Annotated in this window: 18 protein-coding genes and 2 tRNA genes; 17 read left to right on the top strand and 3 right to left on the bottom strand. The window is 72.2% G+C overall.

The window, feature by feature from the left end; genetic code table 11:
* The first annotated feature begins 2 nt into the window (after positions 1–2).
* From JSX79_RS13345 to JSX79_RS13310, 8 genes are all read left to right on the top strand, one after another.
* Positions 3–1,043 carry a LacI family DNA-binding transcriptional regulator gene (locus JSX79_RS13345; RefSeq protein WP_229086636.1) on the top strand — a complete coding sequence of 347 codons (1,041 nt, stop codon included), beginning with the start codon at positions 3–5 and terminating at the stop codon, positions 1,041–1,043.
* 137 nt (positions 1,044–1,180) lie between these two features.
* Positions 1,181–1,837 carry an MBL fold metallo-hydrolase gene (locus tag JSX79_RS13340; RefSeq protein WP_229086635.1) on the top strand — a complete coding sequence of 219 codons (657 nt, stop codon included), beginning with the start codon at positions 1,181–1,183 and terminating at the stop codon, positions 1,835–1,837.
* A gap of 101 nt (positions 1,838–1,938) precedes the next feature.
* Positions 1,939–2,014: transfer RNA gene (locus JSX79_RS13335), tRNA-Glu, on the top strand.
* 71 nt (positions 2,015–2,085) lie between these two features.
* Positions 2,086–2,158: transfer RNA gene (locus tag JSX79_RS13330), tRNA-Glu, on the top strand.
* A gap of 71 nt (positions 2,159–2,229) precedes the next feature.
* Positions 2,230–2,637, top strand: coding sequence for a RidA family protein (locus JSX79_RS13325; protein WP_229086634.1), 408 nt, complete (start codon positions 2,230–2,232; stop codon positions 2,635–2,637).
* A gap of 168 nt (positions 2,638–2,805) precedes the next feature.
* The gene (locus tag JSX79_RS13320) at positions 2,806–3,195 is read left to right on the top strand and encodes a CrcB family protein (protein WP_071296328.1); all 390 of its coding nucleotides are present in this window, start codon (positions 2,806–2,808) and stop codon (positions 3,193–3,195) included.
* The gene (crcB, locus tag JSX79_RS13315; RefSeq protein WP_071296136.1) at positions 3,192–3,566 is read left to right on the top strand and encodes a fluoride efflux transporter CrcB; all 375 of its coding nucleotides are present in this window, start codon (positions 3,192–3,194) and stop codon (positions 3,564–3,566) included. Before JSX79_RS13320 ends, crcB begins: the two co-directional genes overlap by 4 nt.
* Positions 3,563–4,168: a histidine phosphatase family protein gene (locus tag JSX79_RS13310; RefSeq protein ID WP_070416429.1), complete on the top strand. Its 606-nt coding sequence runs from the start codon at positions 3,563–3,565 to the stop codon at positions 4,166–4,168. Before crcB ends, JSX79_RS13310 begins: the two co-directional genes overlap by 4 nt.
* 99 nt (positions 4,169–4,267) lie before the next feature.
* Here JSX79_RS13310 and JSX79_RS13305 read toward each other — a convergent pair whose 3' ends face one another.
* On the bottom strand, positions 4,268–5,335 hold the full coding sequence (locus tag JSX79_RS13305) for an FUSC family protein (RefSeq protein ID WP_229086633.1): 1,068 nt from the start codon (positions 5,333–5,335) through the stop codon (positions 4,268–4,270).
* A 159-nt stretch (positions 5,336–5,494) separates the two neighbouring features.
* On the opposite strand from JSX79_RS13305, the gene leuC reads away from it, so the two are divergent.
* The 6 genes from leuC to JSX79_RS13275 all read left to right on the top strand — a co-directional run bounded on the left by leuC (position 5,495) and on the right by JSX79_RS13275 (position 11,976).
* Positions 5,495–6,934: a 3-isopropylmalate dehydratase large subunit gene (leuC, locus tag JSX79_RS13300; RefSeq protein WP_071302179.1), complete on the top strand. Its 1,440-nt coding sequence runs from the start codon at positions 5,495–5,497 to the stop codon at positions 6,932–6,934.
* Positions 6,934–7,530 (top strand): 3-isopropylmalate dehydratase small subunit, encoded by a 597-nt coding sequence (leuD, locus tag JSX79_RS13295; RefSeq protein ID WP_229086632.1) that lies wholly within the window; start codon positions 6,934–6,936, stop codon positions 7,528–7,530. Before leuC ends, leuD begins: the two co-directional genes overlap by 1 nt.
* The gene (gene murA / locus JSX79_RS13290) at positions 7,530–8,897 is read left to right on the top strand and encodes a UDP-N-acetylglucosamine 1-carboxyvinyltransferase (protein ID WP_071296140.1); all 1,368 of its coding nucleotides are present in this window, start codon (positions 7,530–7,532) and stop codon (positions 8,895–8,897) included. Before leuD ends, murA begins: the two co-directional genes overlap by 1 nt.
* An 85-nt stretch (positions 8,898–8,982) precedes the next feature.
* Entirely contained in the window at positions 8,983–9,738 is a 756-nt protein-coding gene (locus JSX79_RS13285) for a 1-acyl-sn-glycerol-3-phosphate acyltransferase (protein ID WP_071296141.1), read from the top strand.
* Positions 9,739–9,829: 91 nt separating this feature from the next.
* The gene (locus JSX79_RS13280) at positions 9,830–10,843 is read left to right on the top strand and encodes an NAD(P)H-dependent glycerol-3-phosphate dehydrogenase (protein ID WP_070419107.1); all 1,014 of its coding nucleotides are present in this window, start codon (positions 9,830–9,832) and stop codon (positions 10,841–10,843) included.
* Positions 10,844–10,875: 32 nt separating this feature from the next.
* Positions 10,876–11,976 carry a D-alanine--D-alanine ligase family protein gene (locus tag JSX79_RS13275; RefSeq protein ID WP_071302178.1) on the top strand — a complete coding sequence of 367 codons (1,101 nt, stop codon included), beginning with the start codon at positions 10,876–10,878 and terminating at the stop codon, positions 11,974–11,976.
* A gap of 7 nt (positions 11,977–11,983) precedes the next feature.
* Here the strand turns inward: JSX79_RS13275 and JSX79_RS13270 are convergent, their stop codons facing one another.
* Positions 11,984–12,469 (bottom strand): DUF3515 family protein, encoded by a 486-nt coding sequence (locus JSX79_RS13270; RefSeq protein WP_071296143.1) that lies wholly within the window; start codon positions 12,467–12,469, stop codon positions 11,984–11,986.
* A gap of 24 nt (positions 12,470–12,493) precedes the next feature.
* On the opposite strand from JSX79_RS13270, the gene thiL reads away from it, so the two are divergent.
* Positions 12,494–13,501: a thiamine-phosphate kinase gene (gene thiL, locus JSX79_RS13265; RefSeq protein ID WP_229086631.1), complete on the top strand. Its 1,008-nt coding sequence runs from the start codon at positions 12,494–12,496 to the stop codon at positions 13,499–13,501.
* Positions 13,502–13,532: 31 nt separating this feature from the next.
* On the opposite strand, the gene JSX79_RS13260 is transcribed toward thiL, so the two are convergent.
* Positions 13,533–14,096 (bottom strand): RsmD family RNA methyltransferase, encoded by a 564-nt coding sequence (locus JSX79_RS13260; protein ID WP_070416420.1) that lies wholly within the window; start codon positions 14,094–14,096, stop codon positions 13,533–13,535.
* A 129-nt stretch (positions 14,097–14,225) separates the two neighbouring features.
* Between JSX79_RS13260 and JSX79_RS13255 the strand changes: the two genes are divergently transcribed.
* Complete coding sequence (locus JSX79_RS13255; RefSeq protein ID WP_229086646.1) at positions 14,226–16,415, top strand: ATP-dependent DNA helicase RecG; 2,190 nt, start codon at positions 14,226–14,228, stop codon at positions 16,413–16,415.
* Between the two features lie 20 nt (positions 16,416–16,435).
* Positions 16,436–16,930: a pantetheine-phosphate adenylyltransferase gene (gene coaD / locus JSX79_RS13250; RefSeq protein ID WP_070416419.1), complete on the top strand. Its 495-nt coding sequence runs from the start codon at positions 16,436–16,438 to the stop codon at positions 16,928–16,930.
* Positions 16,931–16,947 lie beyond the last annotated feature (17 nt).

Below are 16,947 nucleotides of genomic sequence, written 5' to 3'. Positions count from 1 at the left end.
CCATGGGCATCCAGGAGATCGCGACCGTCACGGGCCTGTCGAAGTCGACGGTGTCCCGCGCACTGCGTGGGATGTCGACGGTCGCGGACACCACGATCGACGAGGTGCGACGGGTCGCCGACGAGCTCGGGTACGTACCGAGCTCGGCGGCGGCCGGCCTCGCCACGGGGCGGCAGCGCGCGATCGGCGTCGTCGTCCCGGTGATCGACCGGTGGTTCTACGTCAAGGCGCTCGGCGGTGTCGACGCCGAACTGCGGCGGGCCGGGTACGACCTGGTGCTGTACAACCTCGGCGGACCCGGCGGCGACCGCGACCGGGCGTTCCGACGGTCGATGCTGCGGCACCGGGTCGACGGCCTCGTCCTGCTGTCGCTCGTGCTCGACGAGACCGAGCGCGCCGAGCTCGAACTCACGCGGCACCCCATGATCGTGATCGGCGGTCCGGCGCCGGGCCTCCGGAACGTCGGCGTGGACGACGTCGCCGTGGCCGGGATCGCCGTCGAGCACCTGTGCGGACTCGGGCACCGGGACGTGGCCTACGTCGGCGGACAGGACGAGGCGGGGATGAACGTGGCGGTGCCGTGGCTGCGGCGGGACGGGTTCGTGGACGCGCTCGCCGCGCGGGGGATCGCGGTGCGGGAGGACTGGATCCTCGACGGGCGGTTCTCCTTCGCGGGCGGCGTCGACGCGGGCGAGGCGTTGTTCGGCGGGCGTGACGGGTGCCGCGGTGTCGGGCGTGACGGTGCGTGGCCGACCGCGGTGTTCTGCGCGTCGGACGAGATGGCGCTCGGGGTGGTGCTCGCCGCGCGTCGAGCGGGCCTCTCGGTGCCGGAGGACGTCTCGGTCATCGGCATCGACGGCCACGAGTACGGCGAGGTCGCCGGGCTGACCACCATCGCCCAGGACCCGGTGGCCCAGGGTCGGGTCGCGGCTCGGGCCGTGCTCGCCGAGGTCGACGGCGGGCTCGCGGGGCCGTTGCCGGCGTCCCCGGCGCACCTCGTGGTGCGGTCGACGACGGGGCCACCCCGGGCCGTCCGCGCGTAGGCGGTGGCATCGCCGAGCTCCGAACCACGAACGCGACGTCGAACCGGGCGCCGCGCCTGGTTCGTCGTCGCTTTCGTGGTTCGACCCAAGCCGCGCCGCGCCGTCGCTCTGCCACGCCGCCGCGTAGGGTCGCCCGCATGGAGGTCACCAAGCTCGAGCACGCCTGCCAGATCGTCACCGAGGGCAGCGCGCGCCTGGTCATCGACCCGGGCAACTTCACCCGGCCCGTCGACGTCACCGGGGTCGTCGCCGTCGTCGTCAGCCACGAGCACCCCGACCACGTCACGCCCGAGCAGGTCCGGCGGATCCTCGGCGCGAACCCCGGGGCGGTCGTGATCGGCCCCGCCGGTGTCGCCCGGGCGCTCGCCGGCGCGGACGGCGCGGACGTCGCGGACGACGTCGTGGTGGACGTCGTCACCGCCGGGGACCGACGCACCGCGGGCCCGTTCGACCTGTCGTTCCACGGCACGCGCCACAACCTGATCCACTCGAGCGTCCCGATCGTCGACAACACCGGTGTCCTCGTGAACGGCAGGCTCTTCCACCCGGGCGACTCCTACACGGTCCCCGACGTCCCGGTCGAGGTCCTCGCCGCACCCGTCGGCGCCCCGTGGCTCAAGGTCTCCGAGATGATGGACTACGTCCTCGCGGTCGGGCCCCGCCTGGCCTACCCCGTGCACGAGGCAACGCTCTCCGACGTCGGCTACGGCATGCACACCGGTCGTCTCCGCGAGGCCGTGGAGCCCTCCGGCTCGCTCGTCGTCCTCCGTCCCGGGGAGTCGCTCACGATCTGACCGGAGCGGTTGTCCCGCCGCGGCATGGCGGCGCACCCGGGCGACACGCCTCGTTTTGGCACGGCGCGGGGCTTGTGCAATACTTGTCGAGTTGTCGGAACGGCCCCATCGTACAGCGGCCTAGTACGTCGCCCTCTCACGGCGGTAACGCGGGTTCGAATCCCGCTGGGGTCACCACAGGTGGCTTGCCTCCGACTCCGACAACGACCATGACCCCCGCTTCCGGGCGGGGGATTCCCATGTGTGACGGCCCCATCGTACAGCGGCCTAGTACGTCGCCCTCTCACGGCGGTAACGCGGGTTCGAATCCCGCTGGGGTCACACCAGTACGAAAGCCCTCCGGTCCGCCGGGGGGCTTTCGTCGTCCCGGTCGGCTCTGCGAGGCTGACGGGGTGACCAGTGTCGTGCAGCTCATCCGTTCCGGTGCCCTCAGCGACGTCGCGGAGTACGCGTACGCCGCGTCCGTGCCCGCTGGCAGCCGACTCGTCTTCCTCGCCGGCGCGTGCCCCCTCGACGCCGACGGCCGGACCGTGGCCGTGGGCGACGTCCGCGGTCAGGCGGCGCAGTGCGTCGAGAACCTCCGCACCGCGCTCGACGCCGCGGGGGCCGGGATCGCCGACCTCGCCCAGACCCGGGTCCTCGTCGCGTCGACGCGGCAGGCCGACCTCGTGGCCGCGTGGGAGGTCGTCCGCGAGGCCATGGGCGACCACGACGTGCCGAGCACCCTCGTCGGGGTGACCGTCCTCGGGTACGACGACCAGCTCGTCGAGATCGAGGGCATCGCGGCCGTCGCGGACTGACGCGGTACGCTGATCCGGTCGTCAGACCCGGCAGTGGGGCCTGCCGGACCCAACCGCGGCCAGCCGCCAACGGTCCCTATCCCGAGAACACCGCACGCGCGGAGACGATCCGGCGTGCTCGGCGATAGGAGCACCGTGCACGAACGTCCACCCCACCTCCGCTGGTCGATGCTCGGCGTCGTCGCACTCGGCGGGGCGATCGGCACCGGTGTCCGAGCGCTCCTCGCCGAGGTCTTCCCGGCGCACGACGGCATCAGCTGGGCGATCTTCGCGATCAACGTCGTCGGCGCGTTCTGCCTCGGCCTCCTGCTCGAGGCGCTCGCGCACCGCGGCCCGGACGTCGGGCGTCGTCGGGGCCTGCGGTTGTTCGTCGGCACCGGGATCCTCGGTGGCTTCACGACCTACAGCACGCTCGCCGACGACACCGCGCAGCTGCTCGACGTCGGTCGCTGGGGCGCCGGCAGCGGGTACGCCCTGCTCACGGTGGCGGCGGGGCTGCTCGCCGTCGTGGCCGGCATCGGGCTCGCCACGGTGCTCCGGTCCGGAGGCGCCCGGTGAACGCCCTCGAACTGCTCCTCGTCGCGGTCGGCGGGGGAGTCGGCGCGGCGCTGCGCTTCCTCCTCGACGGCGTCGTGAAGGCCCGGGTGTCCGGCTTCCCGCTCGGCACGGTCGTCATCAACGTGTCCGGATCGCTCGTCCTCGGGGTCCTGACGGGCCTCGGGCAGGCGGGCACGATCCCGCTCCCGGTCGTCGCGGTGCTCGGAACGGGCATGATGGGTGGGTACACGACGTTCTCGACGGCGAGCGTCGAGACCGTACAGCTCCTCCGATCCGGCAAGCCCCGGCTCGCCGTCCTGAACGGCCTCGGGATGCTCGTCGTCTCGGTCGGCGCAGCCGCGCTCGGCCTGCTCATCGGAAGGAACACATGACCTCGGAACGCCCCGGCGAACTCGTCCTCGTCCGTCACGGAGAGACGGAGTGGTCGAAGAGCGGGCAGCACACCGGCCGCACCGACATCCCGCTCACCGAGAACGGCATCGAGCAGGCGAAGCGCGCCGGCCGGTACCTGGCGGACCGCACGTTCGCGCTGGCACTGTCCAGCCCGTTGCAGCGTGCCCGCGACACGGCGGCGCTCGTCGGTGTCGACGCGGAGCTCGACGAGGACCTCTACGAGTGGGACTACGGCGCGTACGAGGGGCTCACCACGCCGCAGATCAAGGTCCTCCGGCACGGCCCGTGGGACCTCTGGACCGACGGCGTGCCCGCCGGTGACACCCCCGGCGAGAACGCCGCCGAGGTCCGGGTCCGCGTCGAGCGCATCCTCAACCGTGCCCGGCCGGTCCTCGCCGAGGGGCAGGACGCGATCGTCGTCGCCCACGGGCACGTCCTCCGCGCGCTCGGCGCCGCGTGGATCCGCCTCGCACCGCAGGACGGCGCCGTGCTGAAGCTCGGCACCGCCTCGGTGAGCGTGCTCGGGTACGAGCACGGCCGTCCCGTCATCGACGCCTGGAACATCCAGCCCCGCGACTGACGCGTCCGCGCACGCGGCCGCAGCGGGTCTGCGGCGGCCTGCTGCGGACGGGAGGCGCGGTGCCGGCCCGACCCGCGCCTCCTGTCCGCGCAGCCCGCGTCAGACGGTGCGGATCGCGCTCGTCGCGCCCAGCGCGCGACCGCGTCGCCGCTCGATCCCACGCCCCACGAACAGCAGCGCGACGCTGACGAGCGCGCCCAGGGTGGTCTGCGCGACGCGGTCGAGCGCGAGGAGCTCCGGCGCCTCGGGCAAGCTCAGCCACGACACGGCGAGCGCGAGCGGCGTGAGGAAGAGCAGGCACACGGCGTAGTGCCGCGCGACGAAGATCTCGGCGAAGAACTGCCCGACGACGGCGATCAGGACGATCCACCACGCCGACGGCTCCAACAGCAGGATGCCCACCGCGATCACGGTGCCGCCGATCGTGCCGATGAACCGCTGGAACGCCCGGAACACCGTGTGCCGCTGGCGCAGTGCGGGCAGCGTCGACACCACGGCGATGACCGCCCAGTAGGGGTGCCCGAGCCCGGGGATCGTCTCGGCGACGGCTCCGGCGACGAGCGCTCCGACCACGTTGAGGGCCACGGTCTCCCACAGCGCGGGCGTCCGGAGCACCGCGAGCGAACGGTGCTTGCGCTCCGCCAGCGGCCGGAACCGGTGCGGGGCGTGCGGGTGCAGCACCAGGCGCAGGACGGAGCCGGACATCGCGACGAGCCAGGCCCAGACGACCGAGCACGCGATGATCGTGGCGATGACCGGGACGTCGGCCGGCCGGACCGGCACGAGCGACGAGACGAGGAACGCGAACACCGGGAAGATCGGCTGCGCCGGGATCGAGCGGAGGGCGCTCAGCGTGCAGACGGCGAAGACGAGCACGAGGACGAGCCCGACCGCCTGCATCCAGAGCTGCGACCCGGCCAGGGCGACACCCACACCGGCGGCCATGCACACCGCCTGCATCGCGCCGGCGACACCGGTCGTCACCGCACGCTGCCGGTAGGGCTCGGTGGCGCCGAAGATCGCGGTGAACCCGGCGAACATGGCGAAGGCGGCGTACCCGGGCATCCCCAGGGCGATGAGCAGCGCGAGCGGGGCGCCACCGGCGACCGCGGCGCGGATCGCGCCCTCGATGTTGATGGTCCGGGTCGAGTGCGCAGGTGTCGTCATGTCGCGACCATCTTCCCACCGCGACGGGTGTCGCGGAGTCGAGCCGCGCCTCCAGGCAGCCGGGTCGACGCGGGAGCACGTTGGTATACCAACCTGCTAGACTCGCCGGACCGAGCCGCGACAGCGGTTCATCGACGACAACGAGGAAGGGTCGGGCCGATGGGAAAGACGCTCGCCGAGAAGGTGTGGGACGACCACGTCGTGGTCAAGGGCGAGGACGGCAACCCCGACCTCCTCTACATCGACCTCCACCTCGTGCACGAGGTCACGAGTCCGCAGGCGTTCGACGGCCTGCGCCAGGCCGGCCGCCCGGTGCGCCGCCTGGACCTGACGATCGCGACCGAGGACCACAACACCCCGACCCTCGCGATCGACCGTCCGATCGCGGACCCGACCAGCCGGACCCAGATCGAGACGCTCCGTCGCAACTGCGAGGAGTTCGGCGTCCGCCTGCACTCCCTGGGCGACAAGGAGCAGGGCATCGTCCACGTGGTCGGTCCCCAGCTCGGCCTGACCATGCCCGGCATCACGGTGGTCTGCGGCGACTCGCACACCAGCACGCACGGGGCGTTCGGTGCGATGGCGTTCGGCATCGGGACGTCCGAGGTCGAGCACGTCCTCGCGACCCAGACCCTGCCGCTCAAGCCCTTCAAGACCATGGCGATCACGGTCGAGGGCACGCTGCGTCCGGGCGTGACGGCGAAGGACATCATCCTCGCCGTCATCGCGAAGATCGGCACGGGCGGCGGGCAGGGCTACGTGCTCGAGTACCGCGGCTCGGCGATCCGTGCGCTCTCGATGGAGGGCCGCATGACGATCTGCAACATGTCGATCGAGGCCGGTGCCCGCGCCGGCATGGTCGCCCCCGACCAGACCACCTACGACTACGTGCAGGGCCGCGACCACGCCCCGACCGGCCAGGACTGGGACGACGCCGTCGCGTACTGGGACACCCTGTCGACCGACGACGACGCGGTGTTCGACGCCGAGGTCTTCATCGACGCCGACGAGCTCGAGCCCTTCGTCACCTGGGGCACGAACCCCGGCCAGGGCGTCTCGCTGTCCGAGAGCGTGCCGTCGCCCGCGGACTTCGACGACCCGAACGACCAGGCCGCCGCGCAGCGTGCGCTGGAGTACATGGACATCGCGGCCGGCACCCCGATGAAGGACATCGCCGTCGACGCGGTGTTCATGGGGTCGTGCACGAACTCGCGCATCGAGGACCTGCGGGCCTTCGCGTCGATCATCCAGGGCCGCAAGAAGGCCGACGGGGTCCGGGTCATGGTCGTGCCGGGGTCCGCACGGGTCCGGCTCGAGGCCGAGGCCGAGGGGCTGGACAAGGTCATCACGGAGTTCGGCGCCGAGTGGCGGTTCGCCGGCTGCTCGATGTGCCTCGGCATGAACCCCGACCAGCTCGCGCCGGGGGAGCGCTGCGCGAGCACGTCGAACCGCAACTTCGAGGGGCGTCAGGGCAAGGGCGGGCGCACCCACCTGGTGTCCCCGCTCGTGGCCGCGGCGACCGCCGTGCGCGGCACGCTCTCCAGCCCGTGGGACCTGGAGACGTCCGAGTCGAACGCCGTCCTGGAAGGGGCACACTGATGGACAAGATCTCGACCGTCACCGGAATCGCCGCACCGCTCAAGCGGTCCAACGTCGACACCGACCAGATCATCCCCGCGGTCTACCTCAAGCGGGTCACGAAGACCGGCTTCGAGGACGCCCTGTTCTCCGGCTGGCGCCAGGACCCCGACTTCGTGCTGAACCAGCCCGAGTACCAGGGCGCGAAGGTCCTGGTGGCGGGCCCGGACTTCGGCACCGGCTCGTCGCGTGAGCACGCCGTCTGGGCGCTCCGTGACTTCGGCTTCCAGGTCGTCGTCTCGCCTCGCTTCGCCGACATCTTCAAGGGCAACGCGGGCAAGCAGGGACTGGTCACCGCGATCGTGACCGAATCGGAAGTCGAGCGGCTCTGGGCCGAGATCGAGCGGAACCCGGGGGTGTCGGCGACCGTGGACCTGGTGGCGCAGCGCGTGTCGCTCGGGGATGTGGACGTCCCCTTCGAGATCGACGCTTACACTCGTTGGCGGTTGATGGAAGGGCTCGACGACATCGGGCTCACCCTCCGTGACGAGACCTCGATCACGGAGTTCGAATCCCGCCGCTCCCGTTGGCGGCCGAAGACATTGCCGGTGAAGTAGTGAACTCTCTCGTACAGGACGCAGCGGCCGCAGGGGCGCGCGTGGGCCTCAAGTCGGACGAGATCGTCATCCGCGGGGGCAAGCCGCTCGTGGGACGCATCGAGGTCCGCGGGGCGAAGAACCTCGCGACCAAGGCCATGGTGGCGTCGCTGCTCGGTGACACCCCGTCGATCCTCAAGGACGTCCCGGACATCTCCGACGTCAAGGTCGTCCGCGGGCTGCTCGAGGTGCACGGCGTGCGCATCACCGATCCTGCACGAGGCGAGCTCATCCTCGACCCGTCGAACGTCGAGTCGGCGCACTTCGCCGAGATCGACGCCCACGCCGGTTCGAGCCGCATCCCGATCCTGTTCTGCGGTCCGCTGCTGCACAAGCTCGGCGAGGCGTTCATCCCCGACCTCGGCGGCTGCCGCATCGGCGACCGCCCGATCGACTTCCACCTCGACGCCCTCCGTGCCATGGGCGCGGTCGTCGACAAGCAGGTCAACGGCATCCACCTCACCGCCCCGGACGGCCTCAAGGGCGCGTACATCGAGCTGCCGTACCCGAGTGTCGGCGCCACCGAGCAGGTCCTGCTGTCCGCGACCCTCGCCGAGGGCGTCACGGAGCTCCGGAACGCCGCGATCGAGCCCGAGATCATGGACCTCATCGCGATCCTGCAGAAGATGGGCGCCATCGTCTCGGTCGAGCCGAACCGCGTCATCTTCATCGAGGGCGTCCAGTCGCTCCGCGGCTACACGCACCGTGCGATCAACGACCGCAACGAGGCCGCCAGCTGGGCCTCCGCCGCGCTCGCGACCAACGGCGACATCTTCGTCGAGGGCGCGAAGCAGCAGGAGCTCATGACGTTCCTCAACGTCTTCCGCAAGGTCGGCGGCGGGTTCGACATCCAAGAGGACGGCATCCGCTTCTACCGCGAGCTCGAGGTCCTCAAGCCGGTCGTCATCGAGACGGACGTGCACCCCGGGTTCATGACGGACTGGCAGCAGCCGCTCGTCGTGGCCCTGACCCAGGCCGCCGGGCAGAGCATCGTGCACGAGACCGTGTACGAGAACCGCTTCGGCTTCACCGACGCCCTGAACGAGATGGGCGCGGACATCGTCGTCCACAAGGAGGGCCTGCCCGGGCACGACCGTCGCGTCGCCCGCCGTCCCTTCGAGCAGGCCGCGGTCATCACCGGCCCGACGACGCTCCACGCCGCCAACGTCCGCGTCCCGGACCTCCGCGGCGGCTTCAGCCACCTCATCGCGGCACTCACCGCCGAGGGCGAGTCCCACATCACGAACGTCGGCATCATCAGCCGCGGCTACGAGCACTTCATCCCGAAGCTGCGCAAGCTCGGCGCCGACTTCGACTTCGCGGGCTAGCGCGGTGACTGCTGCTCCGGCACCTCGCGGTGACGGTGAGGGCCAGGAGGCGCGGCGCGCCTCCGCCTCGCAGGTCACCACCGGCATGCCCGTCCCTGGGCGCCGGTGGCGCCGCGGCGAGCTGAACACGGCCTTCCGGATCCTCGCGACCGTGGTCATCCCGACCTTCCGCTTCTCCGCGCGCTACCACTGGCACGGACCGAACCGGTTGCCGGCCGAGGGCGCGTTCGTGCTCGCACCGAACCACTTCACGAACATCGACCCGCTCGTCGTCGGCACGGCGGTCTGGCTGTCCCGTCGGGCGCCGCGCTTCCTCGCGAAGGCGTCGCTCTTCAAGGTCCCGGTCTTCGGCAAGATCATGTCCGGCATGGGCCAGATCCCCGTCGAGCGTTCCGGCCGTACCCGGCTGAGCGACCCGCTCGGTGGCGGCCGGTCCCTGATCGAGCAGGGCGGCGCCATCATCGTCTACCCCGAGGGCACGCTCACCCGTGACCCCGACCTGTGGCCGATGCGCGGCAAGACCGGCGCGGTGCGGATCGCGCTCGAGAACGACGTGCCGCTCATCCCGATGGCCCACTGGGGCACGCAGAACATCATGGCGCGGTACGGCAAGAAGCTCCGGCTCATCCCGCCGTCGCGTGTGGACGTCATCGTCGGCGACCCCGTCGACCTGTCGGCGTACCGCGGCAAGCCGATCGACCAGCAGGTGCTCGTCGAGGCGACCGAGCTGCTCATGCGGCACATCACCGCGCTGCTCGAGGAGCTCCGCGGGCAGCAGGCACCCCCGACCCGCTGGGACCCGGCGGCGAACAACCAGAAGGAGACCGGCCGGTTTGAGTGAGCAGCGACCGGGCCTCCGCCCGCACGATGACCACCCGGACCCCGCGGTCGCAGCCCCCGGAGCGGTGGACACCGCCGCGATCCGCGTGGTCATGCAGTCGACCGACAAGCCGCGCGTCGCCGTCATCGGTGCCGGCAGCTGGGGGACCACGTTCGCCAAGGTCCTCGCCGAGGGCGGTGCCGACACGGTCGTGTGGGCACGTCGCCCCGAGGTCGCGCGCGAGATCACCGAGACCAAGCGCAACTCGGAGTACCTGCCCGGCATCAACCTCCCGCGCACCCTGACCGCCTCGACGTCGCTGTCCGCCGTGCTCGACGGCGCCCAGCAGGTGTACGTGTCGGTGCCGTCGCAGACCCTGCGGTCGAACCTCGACGCGATCGCGCCGCTGCTCGCGCCGGGGGTGCCCGTGGTGAGCCTGATGAAGGGCGTCGAGAAGGCGACCGGTCTGCGGATGAGCGAGGTCCTGCTCCAGGGCCTCGGCATCGACCAGGACCGCATCGCCGTCGCGAGCGGCCCGAACCTGGCGCTCGAGATCGCCCGTCGGCAGCCCACTGCGGCCGTCGTGTCCTCGTCGTCGGCCGAGACCGCCAGCGCGGTGGCCGCCGTCGCCACGAACCCCTACTTCCGGTCGTTCATCAACACCGACGTCATCGGCACCGAGTTCGGCGGCGTGCTGAAGAACCTCATCGCCGTGGCGATCGGCATCGTCGACGGCGTCGGCTACGGCGAGAACACGAAGGCGTCGATCATCACGCGCGGGCTCGCCGAGATGACCGACTTCGCGGTGTCGCTCGGCGCGCAGCCCTCGACGCTGTCCGGGCTCGCCGGTCTCGGCGACCTCATCGCCACGTGCCAGTCACCGCTCTCGCGGAACAACACCGCGGGGCGGCTGCTCGGCCAGGGGTACCGGTTCGACGAGGTCGTGCGCCAGATGAACCAGACCGCCGAGGGGCTCGCCTCGGTCGCGCCGATCCTCGAGCTCGCCGCGGCGAACGGCGTCGACATGCCCATCGTGGGGCAGGTCGCCGAGGTGCTCGCCGGTAGGCTCGATCCGCGCAACATCGCGCCGCACCTCACCGAGACCGACGAACCCCAGGGCGAGTGACCGGTCCGACCCCGACCAGCAAGAGGAGTGCCATGCCCACGATCGCACCCGTGCCACCGACGACCGTCGCCGTGCTGTTCGGCGGCCGTTCGAGCGAGCACGAGATCAGCTGCGTGACCGCCGGCGGGATCATGGACGTCGTCGACCGTGCCGAGTACGACCTCGTGCCGATCGGCATCACGAAGGACGGGGCGTTCACGCTCCAGCCCGACGACCCTGCGCAGTGGGCGCTCCGTGACGGCACGCTCCCGACCGTGCCCGACAACGGCACCCGCGTGGCGTTCCCGACGTCGCCGGCGACGAACGAGCTCGTGGTCTCGCACCCGGACGGCTCCGTCACGACGATCGCGGTCGACATCGTCTTCCCGATCCTGCACGGCCCGTTCGGCGAGGACGGCACCGTCCAGGGGCTCCTCGAGATCGCCGGTCTGCCGTACGTCGGCGACGGGGTGCTCGCGAGCGCCCTGGCCATGGACAAGCACGTCGCCAAGGCGGTCCTCGAGCACGCCGGGCTCCGGGTCGCGCCGTGGACGACCGTGCTCCGTCGCGAGTGGTCGGCCGACCCGGTCGATGTCGCCGAGGCGATCGCCGCGCACGGGTGGCCGCTCTTCGTGAAGCCGGCACGTGCGGGCTCCAGCATGGGGGTGTCCCGCGTGGACGGCCCCGACGAGCTCGGTGCCGCGATGGACCTGGCGTTCGAGCACGACTCCAAGGTCATCGTCGAGCCGCGGGTGATCGGGCGCGAGGTCGAGGTCGCGGTGCTCGAGGGTCGTGACGGCGTCCCGCGCACGAGCCTGCCGGGCGAGATCGTCGTCGCCGAGGACGGCTTCTACGACTTCGCGTCGAAGTACCTCGGCGGTGACGAGTCGCTGCTCTGCCCGGCCCCGCTCACCGAGGCGCAGACCGACGAGATCCGGTCGATCGGCGCCCGGGCGTTCGAGGCGATCGGCGGCTCCGGGCTCGCCCGCGTCGACTGCTTCCTGACCGACGACGGCTTCGTGGTGAACGAGGTCAACACCATGCCGGGGTTCACACCGCTGTCGATGTACCCGCGCTGCTGGGCGGCGTCGGGCGTGTCCTACGGCGAGCTCGTCCGCGAGCTCATCGAGCTGGGGCGCGCCGCCGTCCGCTGACCCGGGCCTACTGGTCGACGTCGGACGGGTCCAGGCACTGGTGCCCGTCCTTCGGGAGCGTCGACACCGCGTCGGTGACGTCCTGCACGACCTGGTTCGTGGTCTTCGTCGCGTCGATGACGAGCTGGACAGCCGGCGACCGCCCGAAGGTCGTGTAGACGATCTGCCCGCCACGGTCGTCCCGGATCCAGTCGACGTCACCGAGCGAGAAGCACGGCAGGTCGGAGACCGTCGGGACGGCCACGCCGCAGTGGTACAGGGCCACCTCGGGGTCGCCCCACGCCGCCGTCGACTGGGCGTTCGTGTTCCGCAGGTCGAACTTCGAGTCGACCGCTGCCGGCAGCCGGACCTGCACCGCTGCGCACGCGGCGGCGTCGGCGGAGGGCGCCGGTGACATCGCGACGGCGTTCGTGCAGCCGGTCAGACCGGCCGCGACGGCGATCACGACGCCCACGATCGCGGTCTTCCGGGTGGGGCGGCGCACGGTGTCCATCGACGTCCAGGCTACCGTTCTCGTGTGGACGCGACGTACGACGCCTGGGCCGGACCGACCGTGGGGGAGCTCGGCGAACTCGTCGTCCTCGACCGCATCGTGCGCCGGTTGCCCGCCGGAGCGCCGCTGCTCGGCCCCGGCGACGACTGCGCGGTCGTGGCGGCACCGGACGGCCGGTTCGTGGTGACCACGGACATGATGGTGCACGGGCCGGACTTCCGCTGGGCCTGGTCCGCACCCGAGGACGTCGGGTGGAAGGCCGCGGCGACGAACCTGTCCGACGTCGCCGCGATGGGTGCGGTGCCGACCGGTCTCGTGATCGCCCTGGCGGCGCCGCAGGACACCCCCGTGGCGGTGCTCGAGTCCTTCGCGGACGGGGTGCGCCTGGCGGTCGACGCCCTGGCGCCCGGCTGCGGTGTCGTCGGCGGGGACCTCTCCACGTCGTCGGCGTTCACGGTGTCGGTGACGGCGTTCGGCGACCTCGAGGGCCGTGCCCCCGTCGTCCGCTCGGGTGCCCGCCCCGGGGACGTCCTCGCCGTCTCGGGGGAGCTCGGGCCGGCGGCGCGTGGGCTGACGCGGCTCTTCCGCGAGGGTGTGGACGCCGACGGCGAACCCTCCCGCGAGGCGGTCGTGGCGAGCGGCGCGGACACGGACCCCGACGTCGGACGACAGCGGCGCCCGGTCCCGCCGATCGCGGACGGGCCACGCGCGGCGTCCGCGGGGGCGACGGCGATGCTCGACCTCTCCGACGGGCTGGCGATCGACGCCGGACGGCTCGCCCGGGCCAGCCGGGTGACACTGGCGCTCGACGAGGCCTCCGGCAGCGGGTCCGTCATCGACGAGGTGGCGCTGCACGGCGGCGAGGACCACGGGCTGCTCGCCGCGTTCCCGCCCAGTGTCCCGCTGCCCGGGGGGTTCCGTCGGATCGGCGTCGTGCTCGACCGGGGCGACGCGGACCTCGTGCGCGGGGGAGTGCCCGTGCCGACGACCGGGTGGGACCCCTACGCCGACTGGGACGGCGCGGCCGGCTGACCGGTTCGCGGGCGCGGGCGCGGGCGCGGCGTCAGGCGGCGGCGACCACGGCCTCCCACGCGACGGTCTCGCCGTAGCTCCGCTTGCTGAACGGCTCGAGCCCCGCGGGCCACGTCGGCTCGGGGGAGCGCTTGCTCCGCTCCACGACGACCACCGCGGCCGCCGTGAGCCGGGGCACGAGCGTCTCGAGCACCTCGGCCAGCTCGTGCTCGGTGACGTCGTACGGCGGGTCGATGAACACCAGGTCGAACGTCCGGACGGTGCCGCGCAGGTACCCGAGCACCGGCTGCGGCTGCACGTCGATCCGCACGCCGGGAACCCGCTGCTGCACGGCCTTCGCGTTCGCCCGGCAGGCCTGCGCCGCCGCCGACGCCCGGTCGACGAGCACGACCTCGACCGCACCGCGGGACGCCGCCTCGAGCCCGAGGGCGCCGGTGCCGGCGTAGAGGTCGGCGACGGAGGTGTCGTCGACGAGCCCGCGTGCCTCGAGCGACGAGAACAGCGCCTCACGCACCCGGTCGCTCGTCGGCCGTGTGCCGGACTTCGGCACCCGGAGCGTCGTGGAGCCGGCGGCGCCGGCGATGATGCGGGTCATGCAGCCACCGTAGCGGGCCGCCGGGCGCTCCAGGAGTTCTCCACAGGCGGTCCAGGAGGCGCGGATCGCGTCGGTGCCGCCGGGTACCGTTGACGTGTGGTCACGACCGGAACGACAACCGAGCCGGCGGTGCCGGACCTCGGCCCCGCACCGCTCGACGCGCGGTTGTCGACCGTCCTCGGTGGACGGACGGCGAGCGCGATCGAGAAGGCGTTCGGGTACCGCACGGTCGGCGAGTTCCTCGAGCATGCACCCCGGCGCTACGCCGAACGCGGTGCCCTGACCGCGCTCGACTCCCTCGCGATCGGCGAGTCGGTGACGATCGTGGCCGAGGTCGTCGACGTCCGCGAACGAACGATGCGTGCGCGCCGCGGCTCGATCCTCGAAGCCAAGATCGGTGACGGCAAGGGGCTGCTCACCCTGACGTTCTTCAACCAGGGCTGGCGAACGAAGGACCTCGTGCCCGGTGCCCGTGGCATCTTCTCCGGCAAGGTCGGCGACTACCGCGGCGCACGGCAGCTCGCCCACCCCGACTACGAGCTGTTCGACCGCGACGACCCCCGGGCGACGGCGGACCCCGAGTCCGAGGAAGCCATCCGCTTCTCCCGCCAGCCGATCCCGATCTACCCGGCGACGTCGACGCTGACCTCGTGGCAGATCGCCAAGTCGATGGCGATCGTGCTCGACACGCTGCCCGACGTCCCGGACCCGATCCCCGCCCGGGTGCGGACCCGGCTCGACCTCGTGCCGTTCCGCAAGGCCCTCGAACTCCTGCACCGCCCTGAGAAGGTCGCGGACTTCAAGCGCGCGCAGGACGCCCTCCGCTACCGCGAGGCGTTCGTGCTCCAGACCGCCCTCGTGCAGCGCCGGATCGCCGCGCGCGCCACCGCCGCCACGCCGCGCTCCGCCTCGTCCGGCGGGATCCTCGAACGCTTCGACGCCACGCTGCCGTTCACGCTCACGGACGACCAGCGGTCGGTCGGCGCCGAGATCGCGCACGACCTGGCGGCGGACTGGCCGATGCACCGCCTCGTGCAGGGCGAGGTCGGCTCCGGCAAGACCCTCGTGGCGATCCGGGCGATGCTCACCGTGGCCGAGTCCGGCGGGCAGTCGGCGCTCATCGCCCCGACCGAGGTCCTCGCGGCGCAGCACCTCCGGTCGATCGTGAAGTTCCTCGGCCCCGACCTCGCGGCCGAGCTCCGGCCGGTGATCCTCACGGGGTCGCAGTCGACGGACGAACGGCGGCGGGCCCTGCTCGCAGCGGCGTCCGGCAGCTCGCGGCTCGTGGTCGGCACGCACGCGCTCCTCGGCGACCGGGTCGACTTCGCCGAGCTCGGCCTCGTCGTGGTGGACGAGCAGCACCGCTTCGGGGTCGAACAGCGCGAGGCCCTCCGCACGAAGGGGGCCACACCGCCGCACGTGCTCGTCCTCACCGCGACGCCCATCCCGCGCACGGTGGCGATGACGGTGTTCGGCGACCTCGACGTCTCGACGATCACCGGGCTGCCCTCCGGCCGCGCCGGTGTCGAGACCTTCACGGTCCCGCTCGCCGAGCACCCGGGCTGGGAGTCCCGCATCTGGACCCGCATGGCCGAGGAACTCGCCGACGGCCGACAGGCCTTCGTGGTGTGCCCGGCGATCGACGACGCCCACACGGAAGACGACGGCGAGCCCGACCCGGCGAGCGACGACACCCCGAAGCGCGCCCCGGCCACCGTGCTCGCCACGGCGGAACGGATGCGGACGATGCCGGTCCTCGCCGACCGCCGGATCGAGGTCCTGCACGGCCGCATGACGGCGGACGAGAAGGACCGGGTGATGACCTCCTTCGCGGCCGGCACGGTCGACGTGCTCGTGGCGACGACCGTGATCGAGGTCGGCGTCGACGTGCCGAACGCCTCGATGATGGCCGTGCTCGACGCCGACCGGTTCGGCGTCTCGCAGCTCCACCAGCTCCGCGGGCGCATCGGCCGCGGCCAGTACGCCGGCGTGTGCCTGCTCGTGTCCGCGGCCGAGGCCGAGACGACCTCGCGGGAACGGGTCGACGCGGTGTCGGCGTCCGACGACGGGTTCGAGCTCGCGCGGGTCGACCTCGAGCTCCGGCGCGAGGGCGACGTGCTCGGCGAACGGCAGTCGGGCGGGCGGTCGTCGCTCAACCTGCTGCGCGTCGTGGAGCACGCCGACCTCATCGTCGACGCGCGCGAGGAAGCCGAGCGCGTGTTGGAGCCCGATCCGCAGCTCGACGGGCACCCCGCGCTCCGCGAAGCCCTGGCCCGGCGGCTCGACGAGTCCGACGCCGCGTTCCTCGGCAAGAACTGAACGCCGGTATCGTCGCTGGCATGGCGCAGATCGCGGTGGTCCCCGGTTCCTTCGATCCCGTGACCCTCGGGCACCTCGACGTGATCGGGCGTGCGGCGGGGCTCTTCGACGAGGTGCACGTGCTCGTCGTGCACAACCCCGACAAACGGCCCGCGATGTTCGACGCGGTCGACCGTGTCCGCCTCATCGAGGAGTCGCTCGTCGAGACGGGCGTGTCCGACAACGTCCGGGTCGGGGAGTGGACCTCGGGGTTGCTCGTCGACTACTGCCGGCAGGTCGGTGCGAAGGTCCTCGTCAAGGGCGTCCGATCCGGCGAGGACGTCGCGTACGAGACCCCGATGGCGATCATGAACCGCCACCTCGCCGACGTCGAGACGGTGTTCCTGCTGCCCGAGGCCGCTCGCGCCCACGTGTCGAGCTCGCTCATCCGTCAGGTGGCGTCCCTCGGCGGCGACGTGACCCCGTACGTGCCGCAGGTGGTCGCGGCGGCCCTCCACGAGCACACCGGGCGCTGAGCGCCGGACGCACGGAA

It is taken from the genome of Curtobacterium sp. GD1 (genome assembly GCF_020882855.1).
Classification (GTDB): Bacteria; Actinomycetota; Actinomycetes; order Actinomycetales; family Microbacteriaceae; genus Curtobacterium.
This window is presented reverse-complemented; position numbering and strand designations above follow the sequence as displayed.